This window comes from Faecalibacterium sp. BIOML-A1 (assembly GCF_009679715.1).
GTDB lineage: Bacteria > Bacillota > Clostridia > Oscillospirales > Ruminococcaceae > Faecalibacterium > Faecalibacterium taiwanense.
Genome location: NZ_WKZJ01000006.1, coordinates 56516 through 80348 on the forward strand (window position 1 = coordinate 56516; position 23833 = coordinate 80348).

Genomic DNA, 23833 nt, shown 5'->3' on the forward strand with positions numbered 1-23833 from the left:
AAACCGTCAGGTTTTGACTGAGGGAGTTGGCATCGCGCAGCGACGACTGAGAGGGTTCGTCCTATAAAAATGCCGGGCAGTCACTTCAAGACCGTCCGGCATTGCTTTATTATTTACATCATATTGTGGAACACCAGCTGTGCGATCTGGAAATACAGGATCAGGCTGCAGGCATCCACGATGGTGGTGATGAAGGGGGTAGCCATGATGGCCGGGTCTGCACCCAGCTTCTTGGCAGCCAGCGGCAGCATACCGCCCACCAGCTTTGCCAGAATGACGCTGAAGAACAGCGAAACGCTGACCACGATGGCATAGCCCATCACGTTAGCGTACTGGCCGGGGAACAGGAAGGTGTACATCAGGTAGATGCGCAGGCCGTTCACGATGCCCAGCACCGCGCCCACGATGGCCGACACCCGCAGCTCCTTGCCCAGCACCCGCACAAAGTCGGCGGGCTCTACCTCGCCCAGAGCCAGACCGCGCACCATCAGGGTGCTGATCTGATTGCCGCAGTTGCCGGCGGTATCCATCAGCATGGGCATGAAGGAGACCAGCAGCGGCAGGCTGACAAAGGCCTCTTCATAGTGGGTGGTGACCATGCCGGTAAAGGTGGCGGACAGCATCAGGATCAACAGCCATGGGATGCGCTGCTTTGCGTGGGTCCAGACGCTGGTGCCGAAGTAGGTGGTGGCATCGTCGTCCGGCAGAATAGCAGCCATCTTCTGCATATCCTCGGTGCTCTCGTCGGTCAGAACGTCGATCGCATCGTCGATGGTGATGATACCCACGAACATGCCCTCGTTGTCCAGAACAGGCATGGCGGTAAAGTCGTAGCGCTGCATCTCACGGGCCACGTACTCTTGATCGTCGGTCACTTTCACAGTGACCACGTTATCATCCATGATCTCGGTGATGGGAGTATGCGGCTCTGACAGCAGCAGGCTGCGGGCAGAAACAACACCCTTCAGGCGGTTGCGCTCCACCACGTAGCAGGTGTACACGGTCTCTGCGTTTTCGCCCTGCTTGCGGATGGCTTCAAAGGCCTGCGCCACGGTCATATCCTCGCGCAGACGGACATATTCGGGGGTCATCAGGCTGCCGGCAGAGCTTTCGGGGTAGTTCAGCAGCTTGTTCAGGCTCTCACGGGTCTGCTTGGAGGATTTTTCCAGCACCCGCTTCACCACGCCTGCCGGCATATCCTCCAGCAGGTCGGCGGCATCGTCCAGACTCATCTCTTCAATAGCGCCCACCAGCTCCACATCTGAGAAGGCGTTCACCAGATCGTCGCGGGCCTCGTCGGACATATAGGCAAAGGCCTCGGTGGCCACTTCCTTTTTGAGCAAGCGGAACACCACAAGGCGGTTGTTTTCGTCCAGCTCTTCCAGCAGCTCGGCAAGGTCGGCAGGCTGCTCTTCCTCGGTCACTTCGCGCAGCTTGACATACTGCTTCTTGATGAGCAGCTTGAGCAGGCGGCTCTTGGTGAGCATCTCAGGATTGGCCTTGACCTCTTCGTCGTTGGCTTCCTCTTTTTCGGCCTCGCGCATGTCCTGTTTGAGGTCTTCAGTAGCTTCCTCGTTCAGATCTTCAGCCAGCTTCTGGCGGACCTCGGCGGGGATATCAGCAGGCAGCTCCTGCACCGGCAGGGCCTGCTCCGCAGCATCAGCCGTCAGCTTTTTTTCTTCCATATCCATTGGGCGTACCTCCTCAGTTTTTACGGAACAGGAGCAGCTCCTGTATCCGGAGGACGCAGCAGATCGGGAAACAAAAAACGCGCCGCCTTGCCTGCCGGAATGCCGCAAACGCCGCATTCTGCGCACACAAAGCCGCGCCTTCCTCTGCTCTGTTTTGCGGAAGGATGCACCGTTGAAGCGGTGCTTTTCCGCAGGACTCAGCGAAGGAGGCGAACGGTTGGGGAAAACGCAGTTGTTTTTGTTTTCTGATCCACCGCGCCGGTGGTTCTACTTCGACTATGATCCGGGTCCATTTTCCTGCGTTCACCTCCAAGTTTTCATATTCATTTTTATTATAGCGCCGCAAAAAAACGGGGTCAACCCTAAACCACCGATTTACCAGAATTTTGCAAAACAAAACACCCTCTTCCGTGTTGCGGCACACGAAAAAGGGTGTTTTGCTTGGATATTGCCTTGGTGTGAGGAGGAATCATGTTACTTGGGTAAGCGGTTGCGGCCCCGCTTCCCATGGCAAAAGTATAACAGCTTTCACAATTGAATTCGTTAAGAAGCTATGAAGAAACTGTAAAAAGGGAATGGTATATTTTGGAAGATTTTGTGATAACATTTTTTGATTGACCTTCGTTTTTTCACATGCTAAAATGGAACTGTAAAAGCGGCTGTTGTGATGCCAGATCACAGCAGCCGCTTCTCTTTTACACAAAAAATACGCCCCGGTCACCTTGCGGTGAACGGGGCGCTAAAAACGATATTCGTTTTTTACTGCGGCAAGATCCCTGCAAAGCAGGTCTTATGCAGCAGGCGGAGCAAGGTATCTGCAAGCAGACCTTATGCTCCTGACACACGCGGGGTGTGCTTTCAAGGACCCTCGCGGGCGCTTTGGTATCTCATATCCCGCTGCGGTGCTCCGCACGGAACAAAGCACCGCCCGGGAAGTGAAATCAGATAGAACTCGTATGGCGAATGCTGTACTTCAGCACATCACCTGCATGGATGGATGCGTTTCTCCGCTTCGTACCGCTGCATTGCGCAGTAACCGCCGGTACGGGGCAGCCGCCCTCTTGCATTGTGGGGCTAAGGTGCCGCAAATATCTGCATCCAAAGCGCAGAAGAATGCTTACTTGTACAGGTCGACCAGACGGGTCAGGTGCTCGTAGCGGTCGTTTGCAACTTCCTGGTTGCGTGCGAACAGCTCCTTAGCACGGTCGGGGAATGCACGAGTCAGGCGGCTGTAACGGGTCTCGTTAGCCAGCAGTGCCTGATACTTCTCGTTATCCACAGCCTTGGAGGTCAGGGTGAACGGATTCTTGCCCTGAGCCTTGTTTGCCGGGTTGAAGGTGAACAGGTTCCAGTAACCGGCCTCAACTGCCTTCTTCATCTCGTTCTGGCAGTTGGTCATGCCGCCCTTGACACCGTGCAGCTCGCAGGGAGCGTAGCCGATGATCAGAGACGGGCCGGGGTAAGCCTCAGCCTCAGCGATGGCCTTGACAGCCTGAGCCGGGTTAGCACCCAGTGCGATCTGAGCAACATAGATGTAACCGTAGGTCATAGCGATCTCGGACAGGCTCTTCTTGCTGATTTCCTTACCAGCAGCAGCGAACTGGCAGACTTCACCAATGTTGGAAGCCTTGGATGCCTGTCCACCGGTGTTGGAGTACATCTCAGTATCGAAGACCATCACGTTGACATCCTCGCCGGAAGCCAGAACGTGGTCCAGACCACCGAAGCCGATGTCGTATGCCCAGCCGTCGCCGCCGAAGATCCAGACGGACTTCTTGGCGATGAACTGCTTGCTCTTCAGGATCTCTGCAGACTTCTCGCAGCCGGCAGCAGCAGCCTTCTCCAGCTCAGCGATCAGGGCCTTTGCGGGCTCGTCGTTGGCCTTGGTGTTGTTCTTGGTTGCGATGAACTTCTCGTAAGCAGCCTTCAGCTCAGCAGAAGCCTTGTCGGAACCAGCAACCTCTGCGATCTCCTTGATCAGGTTCTCGCGGACGGTCTTCTGGCCGATGTACAGGCCCAGACCATGCTCTGCGTTATCCTCGAACAGGGAGTTGCACCATGCAGGACCATGGCCGCTGTCCTTGTTGACGGTGTACGGAGAGATGGAAGCGGTGCCGCCCCAGATGGAGGAGCAGCCGGTAGCGTTGGAGATGTACATCTTCTCGCCGAACAGCTGAGTGATCAGGCGAGCGTAAGAAGTCTCGGCACAGCCTGCGCAGGAGCCAGAGAACTCCAGCAGCGGCTGGTTGAACTGAGAACCGATAACGGTATCGTCAGCAAACTTGGAAGGCTTCTTGGAGATGTTGGCCACGCAGTAGTCGAACACTGCCTGCTGATCGGCCTGGCTGTCCTGCGGCACCATGGTGATAGCCTTGGTGGGGCAGACGGTGACGCACTCGCCGCAGCCCATGCAGTCCAGAGGAGACACAGCCATAACAAACTTGTACTCGTTTGCGGGCTTGTTGTCGCGGCTCTTGGTCTGTGCAGGAGCAGCTGCCAGCTCGTCGGCGGTCAGCTGGAAGGGACGGATGGTAGCATGAGAGCAGACGAATGCACACTGGTTACAGCCAACGCACTTTGCAGCATCCCACTCGGGGACGTTGACAGCGGTGCCGCGCTTCTCGTATGCAGAAGCGCCCTGCTCCCACTCGCCGTTTGCATTTGCCACGAAGGAAGAGACAGGCAGGCTGTCGCCGTCCATACGGGCAATGGGCTCCATGACATCGCGGATCTGCTTGACCAGCTCCGGACGGCCGGTGAGAGCCTTGGGTGCGGGATCAGCCTCGGGGTTGGACCAGGATGCGGGCACGTCCACCTTGTGGATGGCGTCAACGCCTGCATCGATAGCCTTCCAGTTCATCTCAACGACGTCCTGGCCCTTCTTGCCGTAGCTCTTCTGAGCTGCCTGCTTCATGAAGTTGACGGCATCCTCGATGGGCATGACGTCAGCCAGCTTGAAGAATGCAGACTGCAGGATGGTGTTGGTGCGCTTGCCCATGCCGATCTCGATAGCCTTATCGATTGCATTGATGGTATACAGCTGGATGTTGTTGTCAGCGATATACTTCTTTGCCTCGGCGTTCAGGTGCTGGCCCAGCTCCTCATCGGACCACTGGCAGTTGATCATGAACACGCCGCCGGGCTTGACATCCTGGACCATCTTCATGCCCATATGGATGTAAGCGGGGTTGTGGCAGGCCACGAAGTCAGCCTGGTTGATGTAGTAGGGGCTGCGGATGGGCTTGTCGCCGAAACGCAGATGGCTGATGGTCACGCCGCCGGTCTTCTTGGAGTCATACTGGAAGTATGCCTGAACATACTTGTCGGTATGGTCGCCGATGATCTTGACGGAGTTCTTGTTAGCACCGACAGTACCGTCGCCGCCCAGACCCCAGAACTTGCACTCCTTGGTGCCAGCAGCTGCGGTGATGGGAGCGGGCTTGACTTCCGGCAGAGACAGGAAGGTGACGTCATCGGTGATACCCAGAGTGAAGCGCTCCTTGGGCTGATCCTTCTCCAGCTCCTTGAACAGAGCAAAGATGGAGGACGGCGGGGTATCCTTGCTGCCCAGACCGTAACGGCCGCCGGTCAGAACGACATCATTCAGGCCAGCCTCACGCAGGGTAGCGGCAACATCCAGGTACAGGGGCTCGCCCAGAGAGCCGGGCTCCTTGGTGCGGTCCAGCACAGCCACCTTCTTGGCGGTCTTGGGCAGGACCTTCAGCAGGGAAGCGGAGACCCAGGGACGGTACAGGCGGACCTTGACGATACCGACCTTCTCGCCCTTGGCGTTCAGGTAGTCGATGACCTCATCAGCAACGTCGCAGATGGAGCCCATAGCCACGATCACACGGTCAGCATCGGGTGCGCCGTAGTAGTTGAACAGATCGTAGTTGGTGCCCAGCTTTGCGTTGATCTTGGCCATGTACTTCTCAACAACAGCAGGCAGAGCGTTGTAAACGCTGTTGCATGCCTCACGATGCTGGAAGAACACGTCGCCGTTCTCGTGGGAGCCGCGCATCTTGGGGTGTTCGGGGTTCAGAGCCTTCTTACGGAACTCCTCCACAGCCTCCATGTTGCACATTTCCTTCAGATCGGCGTAATCCCACTTCTCGATCTTCTGGTACTCATGAGAAGTACGGAAGCCATCGAAGAAGTTCAGGAAGGGAACCTTGCCCTCGATGGCGCACAGATGTGCGACAGGGGACAGATCCATAACTTCCTGCACGCTGCTCTCGACCAGCATTGCAAAGCCGGTCTGACGGCATGCCATAACGTCGCTGTGATCACCAAAGATGTTCAGGGACTGAGTAGCAACGGTACGTGCAGAAACATCGAACACGCAGGGCAGCTGCTCAGCAGCGATCTTGTACATGTTGGGGATCATCAGCAGCAGGCCCTGAGAAGCGGTGAAGGTGGTGGTAACAGCACCTGCACCCAGAGAGCCGTGCACAGCGCCAGCAGCGCCGGCCTCAGATTCCATCTCGACGACCTTGACCTGATTGCCGAAGATGTTCTTCTGGCCAGCTGCAGACCACTGGTCCACAGAGTCAGCCATCGGAGAAGACGGGGTAATGGGGTAGATGGCAGCCACGTCCGTGTAGGCATACGCTACATGGGCGGCAGCGGTATTGCCATCCATAGTTTGCTTTGCTCTAGGCATTTTTCTTCCTCCATTATTCAGAATTTGGTACCTTTTGCACGGGGCAATATGCCCCACATGGGACCGGAGAACCCCATAAAGGCACTATTGCTTGTATACTATAATAGCAAATTCCGCCCATAAAGTAAACGCAAACCGCTCAACAAACGCACCAAAAATAAAGAAATTTTTTTAGCGCTTTTGTACGTCTTTAGTTCGTTAAAGTGAGCACTGGCGCGGATTTTCCGGTTTTGGCCTGCCTGCTTCGCCAGATCCTGTAATTTTTTTCGCAAAAAGGGGAGGGAACCCTCTCAGTCACGGCTTGCGCAGCGCCGCGCTTTCTCAGAAAGCGGCGCTGCAAATGCTGCTTTCCGTTACGACCCCTCCTGTGAAAAGGCAATTCTGGAAAATCCGCGTTTGTGTAGCAATGAAAGCCCCAGTGGGGCTTTCAAGCGGCAGAGCGGTCTGCGTTAGCAGATGGAGGGGCTTTGCCCCGACAAGCTCCGCAGATTTTCCAGAATTGCGAAATTATAAATATTCTTTCCGCTGATTATGCGCAAAGCAAACGCGGCGCGCATTTCAAATCGTCCCATCCTCTTATATTTATCATCTCTTTATTGACAACAAACCTCATTTTGCCGTAAACTGAAGCCATAGAAAACCGGTGCTGTGCCGGGCAAAGAGGGTAATAAAATGGAGAAGACCGTGCATTACGAAAAAACACTCACCAGTGAGGTGCTCTTCGAGGGCCGGGTGATCACCCTGACAAAAGACACTGCTCTGCTGGAAAACGGCAAGACCGCCGAACGCGAAGTGGTGCATCACCACGGCGGTGCGTGCATCCTGCCCTATTTTGAGGACGGCACCATCTGCATGGTGCGTCAGTTCCGCTACGCCATGCAGCAGGAGCTGTGGGAGCTGCCTGCCGGCAAGCTGGAAAAGGGTGAGGACCCCTTTGAAGCCGCCAAGCGGGAGCTGGGCGAGGAGTGCGGCCTGACCGCGGACAATTATATCTCTCTGGGCCAGTTTTTCCCCACCGTGGGCTATGACACCGAAGTGATCTATACATGGGTCGCTACCGGCCTGCACAAGACCCAGATGCATCTGGATGCCGATGAATTCCTGACCCCTGACCGTGTGCCGCTGGATAAAGCTTATGAGATGGTCATGAGCGGCGAGATCCGGGACGGCAAGACCATTGCCGGTATCCTGAAGCTCAAGGCCCTGATCGCCGAGGGCAGGCTGTGAACATCCTGTACGAAGATGCCGCCCTTGTGGTGCTGGACAAGCCCGCCGGACTTTCCAGCGAAGAGGGCGTGCCCGCAGCCCTGCGGCAGCTGTGGAGCCAGCCGGATGCCTTTGTAGGCGTGGTGCACCGGTTGGACACGGGTGTGTCCGGCCTGATGGTGTTTGCCAGAACACCCGGGGCTGCGGCCGCACTCAGCCGTCAGATCACCCAGAGTCAGAACGCCTACGCTGTGCAGGATGGCAGGGCCGAAGGGAAGCCGGAAGTGCCGCAGTTCATCAAGCGGTATCGGGCCGTCATTGCAGGCGGGCCGGACGAAGCACTGCCCGCCGAAGGCACCCTGCGGGACTGGCTGTTCAAGGACAGCCGCCGGGGCCGGGTGTTCCCGGTCAGCCGCCCGCGCAGAGGTGTACGGGAAGCCGTGCTGGAATACCGCATCGTGAAAACGGCAGGAGAGATGAGCCTTGCTGAGATCACGCTGCACACCGGCCGCACCCATCAGATCCGGGTGCAGTTTGCATCCCGGAAGCATCCGCTGGCCGGAGACGGCAAATACGGAAGCCGCGTAAAAGGCAGCATTGCCCTGCAGAGCTGCGGCCTGCAGTTTTTGCACCCGGAGACCGGAAAGCCCATGGCATTCACGCTGCCGCTGCCGGAGGGTGCGTTCTGGAAACCGTTTGAAGGATAATGCATTTCCATTAGGTGAGAGGTATGGAACAATACAAAACTGATGCTGAGATCTATGCTGTGCTGGAGCGGGAAATCATTGACCTGACCATCCGCCCCGGCTCTTCGCTGAGCGAAAATCCGCTCTGTGCCCGCTTTGGCGCACCGCGCACCCTGATCCGGGTGGTGCTGCAGAAGCTGCAGGAAAACGGGCTGGTAAAGATCGTGCCTTACAAGGGCACCACCGTCACCCGGCTGAACCGCCGCATCGTGGACGAGCTGATCTACGAGCGCACCGCCGTGGAAGCCCGCGTATTGCGGGATTTTTCGCCCCGGTGCACCCCGGAGCAGCGGGCGTTGATCCGCAGGCGGGTGGAAGCCTACGAGGCCCTTGCGGCCATGGAGAGCCCGGATTACAACAAGCTGTACGAGGCCGACCGTGCCCTGCACGGGACATGGTTTGCGGCCATGGATAAAATGTACCTGTGGAGCACCCTGCAGAACGCCCACGCCGACTACAGCCGCTTCCGGATGCTGGACACCATGACCACCGGCGGCCTTGCCGAGGTGATCGCAGACCACCGCAACCTGATGAACGCCATCGAGCGGTGCGACCTTTCCGCCTTTGAACCGTTGGTGGAACGGCACCTGTACGGCGGCATCCGGCGGCTTGGCTCCAAGCTGACCGAGGAATATGCCGATTATTTTGAGCCGGAAAAGTAATTGTTCTATGTGGAACATTTTATAAAACGAAAGGGCACAGCGCATTGCAGCGCCGTGCCCTTTTGTTTTATGCTGTCTGAATTTCAGAACACCCCGGAAATAAAAATTTCCAGACCAATGCCAATGAGGATGATTCCGCCCAGAATGGATGCCTTGCCGGAGAGCTTGGTGCCAAACTTTTTGCCGATGCGCAGGCCCGCCATGCAGATAAAGAAGGTGACCACCGCAATGATGAGCGATGCCGCAAGTGCCATCAGCCAGCCGTATTCCGAAATGGTGAAGCCCACCGAAAGCGCATCAATGCTGGTAGCCACGCCCTGCATGAGCAGTGCACCCGCACTCAGCTCTGCTGCTTCTTCGGCCTCTTCGCCCTTGATGCCATCCACCAGCATTTTGCCGCCAATATAGCCCAGCAGAGCCAGCGCGATCCACGGGATGAACTTTTCAAACGAAGAGAACAGCTCCACAATGGTGTGCACGCACACCCAGCCTGTCATGGGCATCACGGCCTGAAAAAGGGCAAAGGTGCCCGCGATCCTGCACATGGTTTTCCTGCTCATGCGGGGGTCGTGCAGGCCGTTTGCCATGGACACCGAGAACGCATCCATTGCAAGGCCCACGCCCAGCAGGGCACTGTTGAGGAAAAATACAAAGCTCCATTCCATATTGTCTGCCTCCTGAATCTGACCAGAATATCGGGCAATACAAAACCCGGTCTCGGGCGCACATGTACGTCCGGGACCGGGTGATTTTTTGAAACCAACTCCATGTGCACGGGCGCTGTTCTATGCGCCAAAAACACATGAGTCTCGCAAATGAAAGCAAGCCAGACCGGAACCAACGGTCATCATGTTGACTTGCTGCGCTCTGCAAAAGCGCCTGCTACTCCCCCACGGGTATTTGTGATTGTTTTGCCATTGTAGCATATCTTTGCAGGGAAGTCCAGACAAACCTGCGCGGTTACACGGTATTTTTCCATCGGCGGGCAAAATACCAGTCCTGTGAAATAATAAAACACAGGGTGTTGCCCAGTGCTCTCAGGGTAACAGCATGTTCCTGACGCAAGGCCCGGCGGGCGCAGCGCTCGTACTCCCGCGCCTGCTGCATCCGGGCACTCCGGCGCTCTTCGGCGGTCAGGTGCATTCCCACATCGATCAGGGAGTGCAGCAGTGCCCAGTACAGCTCACACAGCGAGCCCGTGATGCCATGGCGGCGTACGCACTCAAACACGGTATAGTTTGCTTCCACACGATCGAGATTGCGCAGGGTGACTTTGCTGTTGACGATGCTGCCCGCCACCTTGCGGTAAAGGTACAGCGCATCCGGGATATTCGCGATTCTGTCCGCTTTTTCGTAGGCGTAGGCGATCAGCAGGGTGTCCTCGTTCAGCTTGCCCTCTGCAAAGCGCAGCTGCGCAAAAATGCTGCGGTGGTACAGCTTGTTCCACACCACCATGTAGGGCAGAAGGGTGCTGTGCTCCAACGCCTGCTCCGGGGTCAGCACCTCCCGCCGCACATGCAAATACTGCTCCCGGATGGGGGTCAGGGCTTCGTCCACCTGCCGGTAATTGCACACGGCCATCTGTGCACCGGCCTCCTGCGCCGCATGGTAAAGCTTTGCGCAGAAGTCCGGCATGATGGTGTCGTCTGAATCCACAAAGGCGATCCATTCGCCCTCTGCCGCGTCCAGCCCGGCATTGCGTGCCACGCTCAGGCCACGATTCTTCTGGTGGATGACCCGGATGCGGCTGTCCTTTGCCGCTGCGGCATCACACAAAGCAGGGCAGCTGTCCGGAGAGCCATCGTCCACCAGGATCAGCTCAAAATCCGTGAAGGTCTGGGCAAGGATGGAAGAGATGCAGGCGCTCAGAAAACGCTCTGTCTTATATACCGGCACGATGATGCTGATCTCCGGCTGTTTTTTATGTTGTTCCTGCACAATAAACTCCTCATTGCTTCAGGTCGTTTTCTGCCGTCTTTCCGCCCTTTTGCGGCATAGATCCAGATAACTGCAGGCCGATGCAGCGCAGACCACTGCCGCCCACAAATTTTTTAGTGTTACGCCGCGGGCTTGCATCAGCCGATGGCGGGCTGTACGCTCATACGCAAAGGCTTCCTTCATCCGGGGGCTTTTGCGCTCTTCCGGTGTCAGGTGCAGCCAGATGTCCCACACGGCAGTCAAAATCGGGCGATAGGCTGCACACAAAGCATCTCGGATGCCGTTTTGGTACAGCACATCAAACAGGCGGTACCATGCTTCCACCCAGTCCAGTGTTTTCAAGGTAGTCTTGCGGTGCATGGCACTGCCGGTAACGATGCGGTAATTGTATAAAAAATCCCATACACCGCAGGCAGAAGCCGCTCTTGCGTAAATGACCGGCATGAGACAGGTATCTTCAAACGCCTTGTTTTCTGGATAGCGCAGATTTTCCAGCAGTTTTCGGCGATAAAGCTTATTCCACGGAACCTGAAAATCCGACACCACCATCCGGCGCAGAACTTCCTCCTGCGGCAAAAACTCGTTCAAAAGGCGATGTTCTCCGCCTGCAAGCGTTTTGCCCGTTTCATCAATGCACTGACTGCTGCAGATTGCAAAATCTGCACCCGTTTCCAGCACTGCCTTATGCATTTTTTCCAGATATTCTGGTGCTGCTGTATCATCCGAATCCACAAATGCGATCCAATTTCCCTGTGCTGCATCCAGACCCGCATTGCGGGCTGTGCTTACACCGCCGTTTTGCTTATGGATCACCCGCACGCGGCTGTCCCTTTTTGCTGCTGCATCGCACAGGGCAGGGCAGTTGTCCGGTGAGCCATCGTCCACAAGGATCAGTTCAAAATCCGTAAAGGTCTGAGCGAGGATGGAATCAATGCACTCATTCAGATATTTTTCCACCTGATACACTGGCACGATGATGCTGATCTCCGGTTTTCCACTTTCTGTTCTTTCACTCACAGTATTTTCCTTCCGCTGTCATGCCCCATATTTATACGCAAAGAACCATTTTGGATTCAGGATGCACAAAGCAGTTTCCAGTTGATTACGCAGCGTGAAACCGCCTGCGCGGCTCAACTCGTCCTTTGCTTTTGCCACACAGGCGGCAGCCTGCTGCACCTGTTCGCTTTTGCGTTCTTCCTGTGACAGTTTTCTCTTGAGTTTACGGAAGATGCGCTTTGTAACTGTATACTGCAGGCAGGCTTCATCATATTTTCGGTATTTCATTGTATACTGAAACAGCGCATAGTTTGCATGGACTTCTTCCAGATTTTTCAGGGTTACAGCCGCGTGCATAATGCTTCCCGAACGCAGCCGATATTGATAAAGAGGCTCCGCCACACAAGCTGCTTTATTTACCCGTTCCAAAATTTCCGGTGCAGTGAATGCATCTTCATAATTTTTTCCTTCTGGAAAACGAATTTTCTCAAATACTTCGCGGCGGCACAGTCGTGTCATTACCATATAGAACGGTGACAGCTGGATACGGTGAACGATTTCTTCTCTTGAGAGAACTTCGTCTTTTAAACAATGTTCCTGATAACTGTCCAGTGCTTTATTTTCTTTCATGCGCAGAATATTGCACACAGCCATTTCCGCCCCAGCCTGCACTGCAGCATGAAGCATTTTTTCACAGAAGGTAGGGTCGATCATATCATCTGAATCCACAAAGCCAAGCCAATTTCCCCGTGCAACATTGATTCCGGCATTTCTTGCCCCGCTCAGCCCCTTATTCTGCTGGTGGATCACCCGCACGCGGCTGTCTTTTTCTGCCGCAGCATCACACAGGGCAGGGCAGTTGTCCGGGGAGCCATCGTCCACAAGGATCAGCTCAAAATCCGTAAAGGTCTGTGCCAGAATGGAATCAATGCATTCGTTCAGGTATTTTTCCACCTTATACACCGGCACGATGATGCTGATCTCCGGGGATTTTTTTTGCTCTGTCATGTTCCTTAAACCACTTTCTGTGTTTATTTTTATTCCTCACACGCTATTTCTATTATACATGGTTTGGATGGATTTGAAAAGAAGCCGCCGTGCAGAAATCCTTGCGCGGCGGCTTCTTTCAAATCTTATTGTGTTTTCAAGGTTTACTCTTCGCCCTTATCGTCTGCTTCCGGGGCTTCTGCAGCGGCGGCAGCATCTGCAGCTTCCATGGCGGCAAGCTGCTCGGCAGTCGGCTCTGCATCAGCATCGGAGGTGTCGATCTGCTCGGTCTGGGCCTCGTCGTCGTGGTCGGTGCGGGCAAGTACCATCACCTTGTCGTTCTCACCCAAGCGCATCACCCGCACGCCGGAACCGTAGCGGCTCTGCAGCGGGATCTCGTTGGCGTGCAGGCGGATGATGATGCCCTCCTGACTGCTCAGCAGCACATCGTCCACGTCGTCCACGATCTTGACCGCAGCCACCTTATCCTTGGCGGCATCGTAGTTGCGGATGCCCTTGCCGCCGCGGGCGGTGATGCGGTAGGTGTCGATATCCGACCGGCGGCCCTTGCCGTTCTCGGTGACGGTGAGCACCGTGCCGCCCTCGCGGCAGATGCACACACCCACAACTTCATCGCCCTCGGCCAGACGGATGGCGCGCACGCCGTGGCCGCTGCGGCCCATGGGACGTGCATCGGCTTCGTTGAAGCGGATGGCCTGACCGTTGCGGGTGGCAACGATGAGCATATCGTGGCCGGAGGTCAGGCGGGTCCATGCCAGAGCGTCGCCCTCGTTCAGGGCAATGCCGATCAGGCCGGACTTACGGATGTTAGCATACTGTTCCAGCGGGGTGCGCTTGATGAGGCCCTGCTTCGTGACCATGGTCACAAAGCCGCCCTCGGTGTCGGCTTCCTTCGACTGGCAGATCATGTTGGTGACCTTTTCGCCCTCGGCCAGCTGCAGCAGGTTGACGATGTTGCTGCCCTTGCTGGTGCGGCTGCCCTCGGCAATGGTGTAGCCCTTGATGCGGAACAGACGGCCCCGGTCGGTAACAAAGAGCACATAGTCGTGGGTGGAGCCGACGAACATCTCCTGCACGATGTCCTCTTCCTTGCGGGTCATGCCGGAGATGCCGCGTCCGCCGCGGCGCTGTGCCTGATAGGTGGCCTTGAGCTGGCGCTTGATATAGCCGGCCTCGGTCAGGGTGTAGACACACTGCTCCTCGGCGATCAGATCCTCGATATCCACCTCACCGGTCACGGACTGGATCTCGGTGCGGCGCTCGTCGCCGAAGCGCTTCTTCATTTCCAGCAGCTCTTCCTTGACGATGGCAAGCACACGGGCGTCGTCGGCCAGAATGGCTTCCCAGTTCTCGATCTTGGCCTGCAGGCTGGCAAGCTCTTCCTCGATCTTCAGGATCTCAAGGCCTGCCAGACGGCCCAGCTGCAGCTTGACGATGGCATCTGCCTGCGGGTCGTCAAAGCCGAACTGCTCCATGATGGCAGCCTTGGCCTCTGCCATGCCGCCCTTGCAGGCGCGGATGGTGGCGATCAGCTCGTCCACGATGTCGGTGGCCTTCTTCAGGCCTTCCAGAATGTGGGCGCGCTCCTTGGCCTTTTTCAGGTCGTACTGGGTGCGGCGGCGCACCACTTCGTCCTGAAATTCCACGTACTTCTGAAGCATCTGCTTCAGGGTGAGGACTTTCGGCACCTTGTGGTCGATGGCCAGCATGATAACGCCCACGGTATCCTGCAGCTGGGTGTACTGGTACAGCTGGTTCAGGATGACCTGTGCGTTGGCATCCTTGCGGATGTCCACCACGATGCGCATACCCTTGCGGTTGGTCTCATCGTTCAGACCGGTGATGCCCTCAATGCGCTTTTCCTTGACAAGGTCGGCCATGTTCTCAATGAGACGGGCCTTGTTGACCATATACGGAATTTCCGTAATGATGATCTGGGTGCGGCCGTTCTTGGTCTCCTCGATGGTGGCGCGGCCCCGCAGGGTGATCTTGCCCCGGCCGGTGGCGTAGGCGGCGCGGATGCCGCTGCGGCCCATGATGATGCCGGCAGTGGGGAAGTCCGGGCCCTTGATGTATTCCATCAGGCCGGGCAGGTCGATGTCCGGGTCGTCGATATAGGCGATGCAGCCGTCAATGACCTCGCTCAGATTGTGGGGCGGGATGTTGGTGGCCATGCCGACCGCAATGCCCTGACTGCCGTTGACCAGCAGGTTGGGGAAGCGGCAGGGCAGCACGCTGGGTTCCTTCTTGGTCTCGTCAAAGTTGGGGTCCCAGTCGATGGTGTCCTTCTCGATATCGGTCAGCATCTCCACCGCCATGCGGCTCATGCGGGCCTCGGTGTAACGGTAGGCAGCCGGGGGGTCGCCATCCACAGAACCAAAGTTACCCTGACCATCCACCAGCGGATAGCGCAGAGAGAAGTCCTGTGCCAGACGGACCATGGCATCGTAGACCGATGCGTCGCCGTGGGGATGGTAGGAGCCCAGCACCGCACCAACGGTGTCGGCGGATTTGCGGTAGGGATGGCTGGGGTCGTTGCCGCGCTCGTGCATGGTGTACAGAATGCGGCGGTGAACAGGCTTCAAACCGTCGCGCACATCGGGCAGGGCGCGGGACACGATGACCGACATGGAGTAGTCCAGGAATGCGGTCTCGATCTCCTTTTTCACATCGCGGATGATCTTTTTGGTTCCGCTGCCCGGTATCATCACATAATCTTCTTCCATTGTTTCCTCCAATTACACGTCCAGCTTTGCGTACTGGGCGTTGGTCTCGATAAAGCGGCGGCGCGGCTCCACCTGATCGCCCATCAAGATGGTAAAGGCTTCGTCGGCCTTTTCTGCATCGTCAATGGTGATCTGTACGATCACGCGGTTATCGGGGTTCATGGTGGTCTCCCACAGCTGTTCGGGGTTCATCTCACCAAGGCCCTTATAGCGGTTCACCTTTGCGCCGGGCATTTCCTGCGAAAGCACGGCCATTTCGGCATCGTTGTAGGCGTACTTGATGGTGTTGCCCTTCTGCACCTTGAACAGAGGCGGCTGGGCCACATACACATGGCCCTGCTCAATGAGCGGGCGCATATAGCGGAAGAAGAAGGTGAGCATCAGGGTGCAGATGTGGGAGCCATCCACATCGGCATCGGCCATGATGAACACTTTATCGTAGCGCAGCTTGGAGATATCGAACTCGTCACCAATGCCACAGCCCAATGCCAGCACAACGGGCATCAGCTTGTCGTTGCCGTAAATTTTATCGGCGCGGGCCTTTTCCACGTTCAGCATCTTGCCCCACAGCGGCAGGATGGCCTGAATGGCAGAGTCGCGGCCCATCTTGGCGGAACCGCCTGCAGAATCGCCCTCGACGATGAAGATTTCGGTGCGGCTGGGGTCTTTTTCGCGGCAGTCTGCCAGCTTGCCGGGCATCCGGCTGGTCTCCAATGCGCTCTTGCGGCGCACCAGTTCGCGGGCCTTTTTGGCAGCGGCGCGGGCGCGGGCGGCCTGAGTGGCCTTTTCAAAGATGGCCTTTGCCACGCCGGGGTTCTCCTCAAAGAATTCCATCAGCTTGGAGTAGACCATGTTGGAAACAAGGGTGCGGATCTCGGTATTGCCCAGCTTTGCCTTGGTCTGGCCCTCAAACTCCGCCTCCTGCAGCTTGACCGAGATCACGCAGATCAGGCCCTCGCGCACGTCCGCACCGGACAGGTTCTCGTCCTTATCCTTCAGCAGGCCGTGGCTGCGGCCATAATCGTTGAACACGCGGGTCAGGCTGTTCTTGAAGCCCTCCTCGTGAGTGCCGCCGTCCGGGGTGTTGACGTTGTTGGCAAAGCTCAGCAGCAGCTCGTTGTAGCTGGAATTGTACTGCAGTGCGATCTCTGCCATGCCGCGGTCGGTCTGACCCTTGAGGTAGATCACATTGGGGTGCAGCACGTCCAGCTTGCGCTTCTCACCCAGATAGGTGACAAAGCTCTTGATGCCGCCCTCGTAGCACATGACCTCGGTGCGGTAGCAGGGTTCACCCTCCTTGCCGTCCTCCAGCACGGGGGTATACATCTCACGCTCGTCGGTCAGAGTGATCTTGACACCGGCGTTCAGGAAGCTTTCTTCCCGCAGGCGCTTTTCCAGCGTGTCGAAGTCGTACACGGTGGTATCCCGGAACATCTCCGGGTCCGGCTTGAAGGTGACCCGGGTGCCGGTGACGCCATCGGCTACGGTGCCGATGCACTTGAGCGGGCCGTCCGGGTCGCCGCGGCGGAAGGTCTGCTCGTACTCGTGGCCGTCGCGGCGCACGTTGACGGTGAGCCACTCGGAGCAGGCGTTGACCACCGAAGCGCCCACGCCGTGCAGGCCGCCGGCCACCTTGTAGCCGGAGTTCTCGCCGCCGAACTTGCCGCCGGCGTGCAGGATGGTGTAAACGACGGTGACGGCGGGCAGGCCGGTGTCGGCCTGAATGTCCACAGGGATGCCGCGGCCGTTATCCGTGACCTGAATGATGTTGTCTTTCAGGATCTTGACCTCGATGTGGTCGCAGTAGCCGGCCAGCGCTTCATCGATGGCGTTGTCCACGATCTCGTAGACCAGATGATGCAGGCCCCGCTCGCCGGTGGAGCCGATATACATGCCCGGGCGCTTGCGCACTGCTTCCAGACCCTTCAGGACCTGAATCTCGCTGGCATTATACTCATGGTCGGTAGCGGTTTCGGCATTTGTGCTGGTAATGATTTCTTCTGCCATTTCCTTTCTCCCTTTTGTTCAATGTTTGCATTTTTGTTCGATCTATCGTAAAAGCAGAGCATATTCTCCGCCTGTTGGCTGGTTTACTCGATCATTTTTTCGGCTCTGCGCCGCATGGCAGCAGGCGACAGCTCCGAAAGATACACCGTGTCCACCACGGCCCCGTCTGCCAGAACATAGCTCTGGGGCAGCTCGTCCGAAAGGCTCACCACCGCGCCGTTCTTCTGGGCGTAGTTCAGAAACTCCCGACCCCGGGGGGTGATGGTGGTGGTTTCCAGATTGAAGATGCCGATAATGTCCCGGTCATTCAGCACGTAGTCACGGCCCAGATGAATATACATACAGTATTTTCCTTATTCTGGCAGTTCATGCATAAAACGCCGTTTATTCACCGGCAGCTGCATGTACTTTTGCATCATTTCTTCATGCTTTGCTCAGCACACCGCCGTTCATGCGGTACACTTCGCCGTCCGTTTTCAGGAACGCGGTATCATCACAGCTGGTCACGAATGTCTGCTTTTCCTTCATGCGGGTGAGCAGATACTGCTTGCGGCCCTCGTCCAGCTCGCTGAGCACATCGTCCAGCAGGAGCACCGGGTGCTCTCCGGTGATCCGGGCAGCGGCAGCCGCTTCGGCCATTTTCAGGCTCAGCACCACGCTGCGCTGCTGTCCCTGACTTGCAAACACCTTTGCGGGCTGGTCGTCCAGCAGCAGCTCAACGTCCTCGCGGTGGATGCCGCACAGGCTCTGCCCGGCGCGCAGCTCTTCGTTCTGGCGCTGCTTCAAAAGTGCGGACAGCCCACCCGGCTCAAACTGGGCGGCATACCGCACCGCCATGCGCTCTGCCCCGTGGGAAAGCTCGGCATAGTTGGCGCAGGCCAGCGGTGTGAGCAGGGCCAGATACTCCCGCCGCCGCTTCTGGATGGCCTCGCCCTGCGCTGCAAGCTCCACGTTCAGCACTTCCAGCAGGGCGCATTTTTCTGCCCACGGGCGCTCCGTGCCGCCTGCGGAATGACGCAGAAGCGCGTTTTTCTGCTGCAATGCCCGCACATAGCGACGGTAGGTGGCAAGGTAGCCGGGGTACAGCTGGCACAGCGCCGCGTCCAGAAACCGCCGTCGTCCTTCCGGTGCACCTTTTACAAGGCTCAGGTGCCCGGGGTCGAACACCACAGCCGGAAAGCTGCCTGCAAGGCCCGCCGCCCGCTTGGGCGGAGAGCCGTTGACCGATGCATACCGGCCGGGGCGCTGTGCATCCGGCGTGCCCACCGTAATGCGCACATTTGCCGGTTCGTCCGGTTCCTGATCCTCCTGCCGGGTGCGCTGGGTGACGGCCTCCAGTACCGCGAATGTTTCTCCGCGGCGCACAAGCTCGGCATCCTTGCCGCCCCGGAAGCTTTTGCCGCCGGTCAGTAGCCAGATGGCCTCCAGCAGGTTCGTTTTGCCCTGACCGTTGTTGCCGCAGATCACGGTCAGCTCCCGGCCAGGTTCCAGCTGCGCTGCCGCAATATTGCGGTAATTCGCAACTTCCAGTGAAAGCAGACGCATTACTGGCCCTGACCCACTTCCACGGTCTGGCCGTCCAGCTCGATCACATCACCGGCACGGCACTTCTTGCCGCGCATGGTGCACACCTCGCCGTTCACCTTCACGGCACCGCCCTGCACCAGCTCCTTGGCTTCGCCGCCGGTCTCACACAGGCCTGCATATTTCAGCAGGGCATCCAGCTTGATAAATTCCGTATGGATGAGAATTTTCTGCATAATTTCGCCCTCTTAATCGTTCTTGAAGCGCACCGGCAGCACCAGATACAAAAAGTCGTTGCCCTCGGCAGGCAGCACCTTGACCGGGCTCAGAGGGCCGCTGATCTCCATGCGGACCTTCTCGGTGCGGGCGTTGCGCAGCGCATCCAGCAGATAGCGGTTGTTGAAGCCGATCTCCACTTCGTCGCCCTCGCAGTCGGCGTTGAACTCGTCCACCACGCGGCCAAGGTTGGTCTGGCAGCGCACCACGACTCTACCCTCTGTAAAGGAGATGCGGAGAGGATTTTTTAAACGCTCTGTAATAATCAGCGAAGCACGCTCGATGGTCTCGATGAATTCCTTGGTGTCGATGGTCACGCGGGTGCGACTGTCGGCGGGGATCACGTTGCGGTAGTTGAGGAACTCGCCCTCGATCAGGCGGCTCATGATGGTGTAGCCGCCGGCCATAAAGACCACATAGCGGCGGTTGGCGCTGATGTGCACCGGCTCTTCGTCGTCGTTGGGCAGCAGGTGGGCGACCTCGGTCATGGTCTTGCTGGGCACGATGATGCGGATATCCTTTACCGCCGTCACCGGGCGTTCCACGATGGCCAGACGGTAGCCGTCCAGTGCCACCACAGTCAGCTTGTCGGGCAGGATCTCGAACAGCTCACCGGTGTGGGCGGGCTTTTTCTCGTCCTGACTGACAGCATATAACGTACGATCGATCATATCTTTCAGCACACCGGTCTTGATGGTCAGGGTCTCTTCCGCTCCGGTATTGGGCAGCTCCGGGAAATCGTTGGCCGGCATAGACTGGATCTCGAACTGGACTACGCCGCTCTGGATGGTGGTCTTGCCGTTCTCGGCAGAGAGGATGCTGACCTGACCGGCGGGCATCCGGCTGATCATGCTGCTGAGCAGCTTTGCATTCAGCACCACCTCGCCGGCTTCCTTGACATTGGCTTCGATGGTGGTCACGATGCCCATTTCCAGATCGTAGCCGGTGAGGTTGAGCTGGAAGCCTTCGGCTTTCAGCAGGATACCTTCCAGCACAGGGATGGCAGAACGCATGGTGACGGCTTTGGACACACCATCGATGGCTGCGCTCAGCAGAACTTTATCACATACGATGTTCAAACTGAATTCTCTCCTTTGTTTTTCGTTTCTGATGTTGTTTTGTGTTTGAAAACAGTTTCAGAACCGGTCTATCTTATTGAACTTGTTGTAGTAACCGTAGTAGGGGGTGGGGAACTTGTGGAAAACCCCGAAAAGCCTTGTCGGAATGCGGGGGTTTTGGTTTCCACGGGATTGTGAATGTGTTGTGAATGGATCGTGGAAAGGTTGGGATAGGTCTTTCTTTCCACAGACCATGTGGAGAACGGAGGTTGAATGTTGAAAACTCTGTGGAAAGTGTGGAAAGGTTTGCGTTTTTACCACAAGATATAGGTTCTTTTTCCCCGTTTTGTTCCGTTTTCTCCCCATATTTTGGGGTTTCACCCATAAATGAGTACGACTTTTGCACGATTTCCGCGGTCAGGCCTTCACGTTCTTGATGATGTCGCTCACGGTCTCGCGCAGGTGCTGGTCGTTCTTCATGTCACGCTCCATGGTCTTGAGGGAGTAGACGATGGTGGAGTGGTCACGGCCGGAGAATTCACGGCCGATCTCTTCCATGCTCATGCCGGTGACCTCGCGCAGGATGTAGATGGCCACACGGCGGGCAGAGGCAACGTTGGCGTTGCGCTTGGTGCCGCGGATGTCGGCAGGGGAGACGTTGAAGGTGCGGGACACCTCGCCGATGATCTTCTCGATGGTCACGGGCACCGGCTGGGTCTCGTTGAGGATGTCCTTGATGGCATTCTGGGCCACACTGATGACCGGCTGGATGCCCTCCAGCATGTAGTAGGCGTTCAGTTTTTTTACAGCGCCTTCCAGCTGGCGGATGTTGTTCTTCAGGTGGTTGGCAATGAACTCGGCCACATCCTCGGGCAGGTCCAGATGCAAAAGCTCTGCCTTGCGCTTGACGATGGCCACGCGGGTCTCAAAATCCGGCGGCTGCACATCGGCGGTCAGGCCCCACTCAAAGCGGGTGCGCAGACGCTCTTCCAGACTTTTGATCTCCTTGGCCGGGCGGTCGGAGGCAATGACGATCTGCTTGTGGGCATCGTGCAGGGAGTTGAAGGTGTGGAAGAACTCCTCCTGCGTGGACTCCTTTCCGGCGATGAACTGGATATCGTCCACCAGCAGCAGGTCTGCCACGCGGTACTTCATGCGGAAGTCCTCGGTGCTGCCGGCGCGGATGGCGGCGATCAGCTCATTGGTGAACTGCTCGCAGGTAACGTACATGATGACGAAATCGGGGTGGGTGCGCTTGATCTCGGTCTGGATGGCCGTGAGCAGATGGGTCTTGCCAAGGCCGGAGCCGCCGTAGATGAACAGCGGGTTGTATGCGCCGGAGGGATTGGCCGCAACCGCCTGTGCAGCAGCAAACGCAAACTGGTTGGAAGGGCCTTTGATGAAGTTTTCAAATGTGAACTCGTAGTTGCCCTGCGGGGAGGCGGGGTTCGCCTCGTACTGCTGGGCCAGCACCACCTCGTGCGGCGGCGTGCTGGGCACCACCAGCGTGATGTCCACGTCGAAGCCCAGCACGGTCTTGAAGGCTTCCTTGAGCAGGCCAAGGTAGCGGTCCGTCACGATCTTGCAGATGAAGTCGTTGCGCACCGAAAGGGTGATGTGGCTGGAATCCTCAAAGCTGATCGGCTCCAGTCCATCGATATAGAGATTATAGGTCGGCTCGGCCATCTGCGTTTTGCAGTACGCCTGGGCGGCCTCTAAAACGTCCTTAAAAGAATCCATAAAACATCCACTCCGTTAAAGTTTTCAACAATGCTGCTGATACTAGGTTAGTATACCACAAAAAACGCTGTGCGTCCATATTTCTATAATGTAATTTATAATACATAAGAAAAGCCCCTGCACGGCCGTTGTGGCATGGGCAAAACAGGGCCACAATATCTTGTGGCAAAAGAGTTTTCCACGGCAGAATGGTGAAAAAGTTGAAAATCTTTTCACAAAAAAGTTTGAAGGAAAGCGAAAAAAATGCTTGACAGAACGCCATACTATGCGATATACTGTTGAATTGCAAGCCTGTCCCCAATCTGGGACCACATCAGACCCCATACCGGGGATAAGTTTTTACGGAGGATACAACCATGAAGAGAACTTTTCAGCCCAAGAAGCGTCAGCGCAAGGAAGTTCATGGCTTTCTGACCCGCATGAGCACCAAGAACGGCCGTAAGGTCATCAATGCTCGCCGTGCAAAGGGCCGCAAGAGCCTGACTGTCTGATCCGGCCTTTTATGACGGGATCCGGCGCAGAAATGAATATGCGCACAAAAGACCGCTGATATTGGATTAGCGGTCTTATTTTTTTTTGAAAATTGAAAGAATTTTCGTAAAAATGCCCGCATGGGCTTTCAAAGTCGAAAAATTTTTGATATACTGGCTGAAGAATGCACCCTTCGGGGCGTGTTCTCAGCCACAGAAAGGAGGCGCGGAATCATGCGCTATCGTCCCATCCGCCGCAACAGCGAGTTTGGCAGAGTGTATGCCCGCGGCAAATCCTATGTGAACCCTGGTCTTGTGATGTATGTGCTCAAGACCCGCAGCAAAAAGACCCGCGTGGGTCTGACCGCCACCAAAAAGATCGGCCACGCCGTGCAGCGCAACCGCGCCCGCCGCGTGATGAAGGCGGCCATCGACGAGCATCTGGACTACAACATCGGCGGCTACGATCTGATCTTTGTAGCCCGCGGTATGACCCCGCGGCTGAAGAGCTGGCAGCTGAGCAGCGTTGTGGCAAAGCTGTTTGCACAGGCCGGTCTGCCGGATAAGGCCAAACGGCCGGATGCGCCGCCCCCTGCCACCGTGCCCCCGGCACGCAGGGCACAGGCGGAAAAGCCGGACGCATGAACCGCCTGCAGTACGTCTGCCGCCGCGCGCTGTGCGTGCCCATCCGGGCCTACCAGTACACTCTCAGCCCATGGATCGGCCGCAGCTGCCGTTTTACGCCCAGCTGCAGCAACTACACCATGCAGGCCATCATGACCCATGGGTGCGTAAAGGGCATCCTGCTGGGGGCATGGCGCATCGCCCGGTGCAATCCCTTCGGCAAATGGGGCTTTGACCCGGTGCCGGAGCCGGGCCGCTGGCAGAACCCTGCCCGCCGGCTGCAGCCCGCAAAGCTGTTTGAAAAGCGGCATAGGGGATAAAGTTTATCTGTCATTGAAGAGAACTCCCTCAGTCACGGCTTGCGCCGTGCCAGCTCCCTCATGGAGGAAGCCTCTGGCGAGAAGGAAAACTTTATCGCCATGACAAAGGCCCCATCTCAGAGGGGGCTGTCGAGCGAATGCGAGACTGGGGGAGTTTCTACGGCATCTGAATCAGCTT

The 23833-nt window shown here is 57.0% G+C and carries 19 protein-coding genes; 6 read left to right on the forward strand and 13 right to left on the reverse strand.

Going from position 1 to position 23833, the window contains the following annotated elements:
- Positions 1 to 113: 113 nt before the first annotated feature.
- Both mgtE and nifJ read right to left on the reverse strand, forming a co-directional pair.
- Positions 114 to 1691, reverse strand: coding sequence for a magnesium transporter (gene mgtE / locus GKG36_RS08460; RefSeq protein ID WP_154260213.1), 1578 nt, complete (start codon positions 1689 to 1691; stop codon positions 114 to 116).
- 1117 nt (positions 1692 to 2808) lie between these two features.
- Positions 2809 to 6354, reverse strand: coding sequence for a pyruvate:ferredoxin (flavodoxin) oxidoreductase (nifJ, locus tag GKG36_RS08465; RefSeq protein WP_154260215.1), 3546 nt, complete (start codon positions 6352 to 6354; stop codon positions 2809 to 2811).
- A gap of 672 nt (positions 6355 to 7026) precedes the next feature.
- Between nifJ and GKG36_RS08470 the strand changes: the two genes are divergently transcribed.
- Genes GKG36_RS08470 through GKG36_RS08480 form a run of 3 tightly spaced genes read left to right on the forward strand, consistent with a single transcriptional unit; the run spans position 7027 to position 8968 of the window.
- On the forward strand, positions 7027 to 7581 hold the full coding sequence (locus tag GKG36_RS08470) for an NUDIX hydrolase (protein ID WP_005940449.1): 555 nt from the start codon (positions 7027 to 7029) through the stop codon (positions 7579 to 7581).
- The gene (locus GKG36_RS08475) at positions 7578 to 8267 is read left to right on the forward strand and encodes an RluA family pseudouridine synthase (protein WP_173012930.1); all 690 of its coding nucleotides are present in this window, start codon (positions 7578 to 7580) and stop codon (positions 8265 to 8267) included. The genes GKG36_RS08470 and GKG36_RS08475 overlap by 4 nt, the downstream gene beginning before the upstream one ends.
- Before the next feature lie 23 nt (positions 8268 to 8290).
- Positions 8291 to 8968, forward strand: a complete 678-nt coding sequence (locus GKG36_RS08480; protein WP_097774107.1) for a GntR family transcriptional regulator — start codon at positions 8291 to 8293, stop codon at positions 8966 to 8968.
- 83 nt (positions 8969 to 9051) lie between these two features.
- Here GKG36_RS08480 and GKG36_RS08485 read toward each other — a convergent pair whose 3' ends face one another.
- The 11 genes from GKG36_RS08485 to dnaA all read right to left on the reverse strand — a co-directional run bounded on the left by GKG36_RS08485 (position 9052) and on the right by dnaA (position 22241).
- On the reverse strand, positions 9052 to 9633 hold the full coding sequence (locus GKG36_RS08485) for a manganese efflux pump (protein ID WP_120081289.1): 582 nt from the start codon (positions 9631 to 9633) through the stop codon (positions 9052 to 9054).
- 295 nt (positions 9634 to 9928) lie between these two features.
- Positions 9929 to 10906, reverse strand: coding sequence for a glycosyltransferase family 2 protein (locus GKG36_RS08490; protein ID WP_154260216.1), 978 nt, complete (start codon positions 10904 to 10906; stop codon positions 9929 to 9931).
- An 18-nt stretch (positions 10907 to 10924) separates the two neighbouring features.
- Positions 10925 to 11923 carry a glycosyltransferase family 2 protein gene (locus tag GKG36_RS08495; RefSeq protein WP_154260218.1) on the reverse strand — a complete coding sequence of 333 codons (999 nt, stop codon included), beginning with the start codon at positions 11921 to 11923 and terminating at the stop codon, positions 10925 to 10927.
- An 18-nt stretch (positions 11924 to 11941) separates the two neighbouring features.
- A complete protein-coding gene (locus GKG36_RS08500; protein WP_154260220.1) occupies positions 11942 to 12910 on the reverse strand; it encodes a glycosyltransferase family 2 protein in 969 nt (322 codons plus the stop codon).
- A 143-nt stretch (positions 12911 to 13053) separates the two neighbouring features.
- The gene (gene gyrA / locus GKG36_RS08505) at positions 13054 to 15636 is read right to left on the reverse strand and encodes a DNA gyrase subunit A (protein WP_097774102.1); all 2583 of its coding nucleotides are present in this window, start codon (positions 15634 to 15636) and stop codon (positions 13054 to 13056) included.
- 12 nt (positions 15637 to 15648) lie between these two features.
- Positions 15649 to 17643, reverse strand: coding sequence for a DNA topoisomerase (ATP-hydrolyzing) subunit B (gyrB, locus tag GKG36_RS08510; protein WP_097774101.1), 1995 nt, complete (start codon positions 17641 to 17643; stop codon positions 15649 to 15651).
- Positions 17644 to 17726: 83 nt separating this feature from the next.
- On the reverse strand, positions 17727 to 17984 hold the full coding sequence (locus GKG36_RS08515) for a DUF370 domain-containing protein (protein ID WP_005937016.1): 258 nt from the start codon (positions 17982 to 17984) through the stop codon (positions 17727 to 17729).
- Positions 17985 to 18066: 82 nt separating this feature from the next.
- Positions 18067 to 19188 carry a DNA replication/repair protein RecF gene (locus GKG36_RS08520; protein ID WP_005937019.1) on the reverse strand — a complete coding sequence of 374 codons (1122 nt, stop codon included), beginning with the start codon at positions 19186 to 19188 and terminating at the stop codon, positions 18067 to 18069.
- Positions 19188 to 19403 (reverse strand): RNA-binding S4 domain-containing protein, encoded by a 216-nt coding sequence (locus tag GKG36_RS08525; RefSeq protein ID WP_005937022.1) that lies wholly within the window; start codon positions 19401 to 19403, stop codon positions 19188 to 19190. The genes GKG36_RS08520 and GKG36_RS08525 overlap by 1 nt, the downstream gene beginning before the upstream one ends.
- A gap of 12 nt (positions 19404 to 19415) precedes the next feature.
- Positions 19416 to 20522: a DNA polymerase III subunit beta gene (dnaN, locus tag GKG36_RS08530; protein WP_097776786.1), complete on the reverse strand. Its 1107-nt coding sequence runs from the start codon at positions 20520 to 20522 to the stop codon at positions 19416 to 19418.
- A gap of 396 nt (positions 20523 to 20918) precedes the next feature.
- Positions 20919 to 22241 carry a chromosomal replication initiator protein DnaA gene (gene dnaA, locus GKG36_RS08535; protein ID WP_005937115.1) on the reverse strand — a complete coding sequence of 441 codons (1323 nt, stop codon included), beginning with the start codon at positions 22239 to 22241 and terminating at the stop codon, positions 20919 to 20921.
- 356 nt (positions 22242 to 22597) lie between these two features.
- Here dnaA and rpmH point away from each other — a divergent pair, with 356 nt between their 5' ends.
- The 3 genes from rpmH (at position 22598) to yidD (ending at position 23655) form a co-directional block, all read left to right on the forward strand.
- The gene (gene rpmH / locus GKG36_RS08540; protein WP_005924258.1) at positions 22598 to 22732 is read left to right on the forward strand and encodes a 50S ribosomal protein L34; all 135 of its coding nucleotides are present in this window, start codon (positions 22598 to 22600) and stop codon (positions 22730 to 22732) included.
- Between the two features lie 213 nt (positions 22733 to 22945).
- Entirely contained in the window at positions 22946 to 23356 is a 411-nt protein-coding gene (gene rnpA, locus GKG36_RS08545; RefSeq protein WP_044953169.1) for a ribonuclease P protein component, read from the forward strand.
- On the forward strand, positions 23353 to 23655 hold the full coding sequence (gene yidD / locus GKG36_RS08550; RefSeq protein ID WP_154260222.1) for a membrane protein insertion efficiency factor YidD: 303 nt from the start codon (positions 23353 to 23355) through the stop codon (positions 23653 to 23655). The genes rnpA and yidD overlap by 4 nt, the downstream gene beginning before the upstream one ends.
- The last annotated feature ends 178 nt before the right edge of the window (positions 23656 to 23833 follow it).